The organism is uncultured Empedobacter sp., from assembly GCF_937930195.1.
Lineage (GTDB): Bacteria > Bacteroidota > Bacteroidia > Flavobacteriales > Weeksellaceae > Empedobacter > Empedobacter stercoris.
Genome location: NZ_CALGVK010000137.1, coordinates 1 through 4,086, shown reverse-complemented (window position 1 = coordinate 4,086; position 4,086 = coordinate 1). Strand labels below are relative to the sequence as shown.

The window sequence follows — 4,086 nt, the reverse complement described above, 5'->3', positions numbered from 1 at the left end:
AAAAGCAAAAAGTTTTATAAAGAGTATTTGAAAGTGGAGTATTAAAAATTAATATTCATACCCAAAAGAATATGTAGTGGAAGTAAACGCTGCGTAAAATAACGCTCTGTCACAGGTGTTACTAATGTTCTTTTTATTTCTTTTGTATTGAATAAATTATTTCCTTTTACAAAAAACTTCATCTTAGAATTTTTTAATTGATAAACCAACTTCATATCCAAAAAGTTAGTATCCATTTGATTTTGTCCTCCAAAATTGTAATACTCATAATTTATATCTAATGTTATTTGCTTTGATAAATTAAAATAGACATTTGTATAGACATCAATATTATTATAATTATAAGAATTTAACTGATTTTTACTTTTATTAATAGATAATTTAGCTCCCAATTCATAATTCAAAAAACTTGTAAAACCCGATTTTACTTCCATTCCAAACACTAAACTCGAAAACTGATTACGAATTAAATTCTCATTAGCTATAGAAGTACTTTTAATTATTGAATAATTACTATTAAACTGTATTTTCGTTTTTATTGGATATATAAAATATTTATACATGAACGATGGATTGATTATTTCTATTCCATCAACTATAATCTGTTCGTTAACTGAATAATTAGAATTAAATGTAGAATTATACCCAATTGTTTTATTTTGAATTTGATACATTAAACTAAACTCAAATCCATTATTCATTCCTTTTGATTTACTATAATTGACATTAAATAGAGAACCTCCAAAAATATTATATTCAAGTATATTATTTTTACTAAATTGACGATTTCCTTTGTATATTAATTCTTGATAATAAGCATCAAAACTTGTAGGCGTTATTTGATAATTATAAGAAAAAGAGATTTTCCCAAATTTTCTTTTTTCGTAAGAAAATTCAATTTTTGGAGATACAAAAAAGTTATTTTCCTTTGATGATAAATCTTCTTTAATTAAAGTAGAAAAATAAAGAATTGGCAAACTTGATTTAAATTCAAAACTCTTCCATTTCCTTTCAATTCCAAGAATTAAATACATTTTATTTTGATCGTACTCTAAATGATTTGCACTATTATCTAATAAAAATATTTTCGAAAAACTTTCATTAAACCCTCTATAATTAGAAGTTAAATTAACACTTTGATAATCCATTCCTAAAGTGACAAAGTAATTTCCTTTTTTTGATACTTTATTGAAAAAAGATGATTTTAATCCAATGTAATTTTGTCGATTATTAATCTTTTGCTTTAAATTTAATAAATCTTGATTGTTAAAAACATCTCTAAAAATAGGATTAGTTTCTATAAAGTCGTACGGTCTATTTTGATACAAATGTTTTGCAACAATTGTAATTAATTTTACACTATCTATTTTATTTGTATAAATCAATTGTGTATCTGTAGAATTTGTTTCGTTAGATCCTTTTAAAAAAATTGAAGAATTATTAAACAAAAAATTATTCGCATTTCTTTCATTCAACAGAAAAGAACGGTTTGTAATATTTAGATTCGATTTTTTTGTCAAATCTTTATTCCACTCAATTTTAACAAAGTAATTATCAATTTTTTTATTCCATTGGCTATTTTGATTATTTATAAACTGAATTTCATTGTCATTGTAATTTTCGATTTCATCTATATAATTATTCTTCTCAATTCTATTATAAATACCTAAAATTTGAATTTTACTTTTCTTAAAATTATTTATAAAGTTGACAACACCGATTTTGTCATTATTAAAATTTGTTCGGTTATCTTCAAATTGGTAATTATCTTGATACAAATTTGCCAAATTAGGTAAATGCTTTACATCACTTAATTGGTCGAAATTATAAGCAGTCGAAAATTGATTTTTGATTAGATAATCAACTCCTTTCATCTCATCAAAACCAATTGTATTATAATTAAACAAGGTGATTATTTTCCTTTTTTTAGAGAAATTCATCAGATTTAATCTAAGCTGTTGACGATTTTCCACATAACTTGTTGATGAAACTAAGGCATTTCCATTCCACTGATTTTTTGCTTTTTCGTCTAAAATTAAATTAATAGCCAAAGCGTCAGAATTGTAAATATCTTTTGTTAATTGATTTTTGGTGTGATTGTTAATTATTTGAATTTTTACAACAGATTGATCATTCATGGCTTGAGTTAAAAGTGCATAGCCTCTATCAAATAAATCATCACCTTCTACTAAAACAGATTGTACATTTTTTTTACCTATCTTTATTTTCCCATCTTTGTCTACTGTAACTCCTGGAATACTTTTGATTAAATCCTCAACATTTAATTCTTTTCCTGTTCTATATTTTGCTGCTTCAAATTCCGTAGTATCTTTCTTATAAAAATTATCGGTAGATTTTACAATAACCTCTTTCAGAATTATTGAATTATCTTTTACTAAAGTAAAAATCCCAAGGTCAAAATCTTGTTTACCAATTACTATTTCCTCTTCGTACTGAGAAAAAGTTGGTTTCTTTATTTGAATTGTTTTATTTCCTAACTTAAAATCCGTTATTTCAAATCCTCCTAATTTATTAGTAATGGCAAAAGCTTCTATTTCTTGTAAAGAGTCTAATATTATTATATTCGCATTTGCCATAACAATACCCTTCTCATCTTTTACTAATCCTTTTATTTGACTAAATAAATTTGATGAGATGAATATAAAAATTAAACATATTAGGATTTTATTCATCAATAGAAAATTCTCTTACGTCTTTTCTTAATGGCTCTTCTTTTATTATTACTCCAGAAGGTAATGATGCGTATATATTAGCACGATTATATATCAACCAATTATTTTCAAACCCTATTGCTTGCTTCAATTGATATTTATACTTGGCATTCACAAATGATTTCAAAATAGGAAGTGTTGGTATTTTATTAGAATTAAGTACAATTCGAGTTGCATCATAATCAAACAACTCATTTTCCACTTTCAATATCAAACCTGGTAAACCACCTAACTTCCATGGACCATAATTATATGGGAGTTCAGGAGTAAACCAAGCGGTATAATCTCGTCCTCTAAATTTCGTTGTTGCTTTATAACATGTATAACCTAACATTTTTTGTGATTCTTTTGTAATCTTCCAATTAACTGTAGGTCTCTTCTCAACCATAATTATACGTTTCATCTCCGAACTATTCTTCTTTAAAATTGCTATTTTATTCTGATAAAGACTATCGGTTTTTAGATTTACATATATTGGTTCATAATTGTATCGTTCTTTTGCTAATTTATCATCTTCATAATTCAGATTATCATCATTTTTTATATTTACATAAAATATTTCATTTTCATTGAATACTAAATATTCTTTCATAACTTCTTTTACTCCATTTTTTGTAATAAAATTATACTCAACCAAATTATTAGATTGACCATTTAACAAAACAAAAAACATTAAAAATGTTAACAAAAATAATTTTTTCATAAATTAATTTAAAAAAGTAAACAAGCAAAACTTGTTTACTTTTGTTATTACTATTTTTTTACCTTTCAGGTTCTGGAAATGATTCAATACAAGGAGAATTTGTATAATTATTCTTAACAGTCATCACTAACCCTTCACAACTTTTACTATCTGACCAATATGAAGTTGTATGACTATCTACTTTATTCCCACATCCATCATAAGTTATAGTTGTAATACTAACTGTACAACCAAAAACTTTCACGATAGATTCAGCTTTTACATATTCAGTATTACTAGGTGCATTTTCATTTGCCATAGCAAAAGATCCAAAAAGTGCAAAAGCACTCAATAATAAGTTTTTTTTCATTTTAATGTGATTTTTTTTAATATTAATTATAGTTTGCAACCTATAACTTTATCTATTAACGTTAATTACATCAATAATAATAATAATAATAATCGTTAAACGCAAATTATTTTAAAAAATAACGTATTCACAATAAAAGTATATAACTAAAAAATCCTTCAAGTTTTACTTGAAGGATTTATATTTTATAGAAATTGAATTTCTTAATTATTTCGTTTGAAAAAAGAATCTACAAACTCCATTTTATTGAATGCTTGTAAATCATTGATTCCTTCACCAACACCGATGTATTTTACTGGAAT

At 24.5% G+C, this 4,086-nt stretch carries 3 protein-coding genes and 1 pseudogene; all 4 read right to left on the bottom strand.

The features are described 5' to 3' along the window. Positions 1–41: 41 nt before the first annotated feature. On the bottom strand, positions 42–2,693 hold the full coding sequence (locus tag Q0616_RS08025; RefSeq protein WP_284584139.1) for a carboxypeptidase-like regulatory domain-containing protein: 2,652 nt from the start codon (positions 2,691–2,693) through the stop codon (positions 42–44). Beyond that, entirely contained in the window at positions 2,686–3,435 is a 750-nt protein-coding gene (locus tag Q0616_RS08020; protein ID WP_260544421.1) for a GLPGLI family protein, read from the bottom strand. The genes Q0616_RS08025 and Q0616_RS08020 overlap by 8 nt, the downstream gene beginning before the upstream one ends. Positions 3,436–3,493: 58 nt before the next feature. Beyond that, positions 3,494–3,766, bottom strand: coding sequence for a hypothetical protein (locus tag Q0616_RS08015; protein ID WP_260544423.1), 273 nt, complete (start codon positions 3,764–3,766; stop codon positions 3,494–3,496). 221 nt (positions 3,767–3,987) lie between these two features. Continuing rightward, a pseudogene (locus Q0616_RS08010) lies at positions 3,988–4,086 on the bottom strand (signal recognition particle-docking protein FtsY); the annotation flags it as partial.

Excerpts from the sequence above, each read along its gene's own strand:
- Q0616_RS08025 (WP_284584139.1), bottom strand. The coding sequence starts at position 2,693 with ATGAATAAAATCCTAATATGTTTAATTTTTATATTCATCTCATCAAAT.
- Q0616_RS08020 (WP_260544421.1), bottom strand. The coding sequence starts at position 3,435 with ATGAAAAAATTATTTTTGTTAACATTTTTAATGTTTTTTGTTTTGTTA.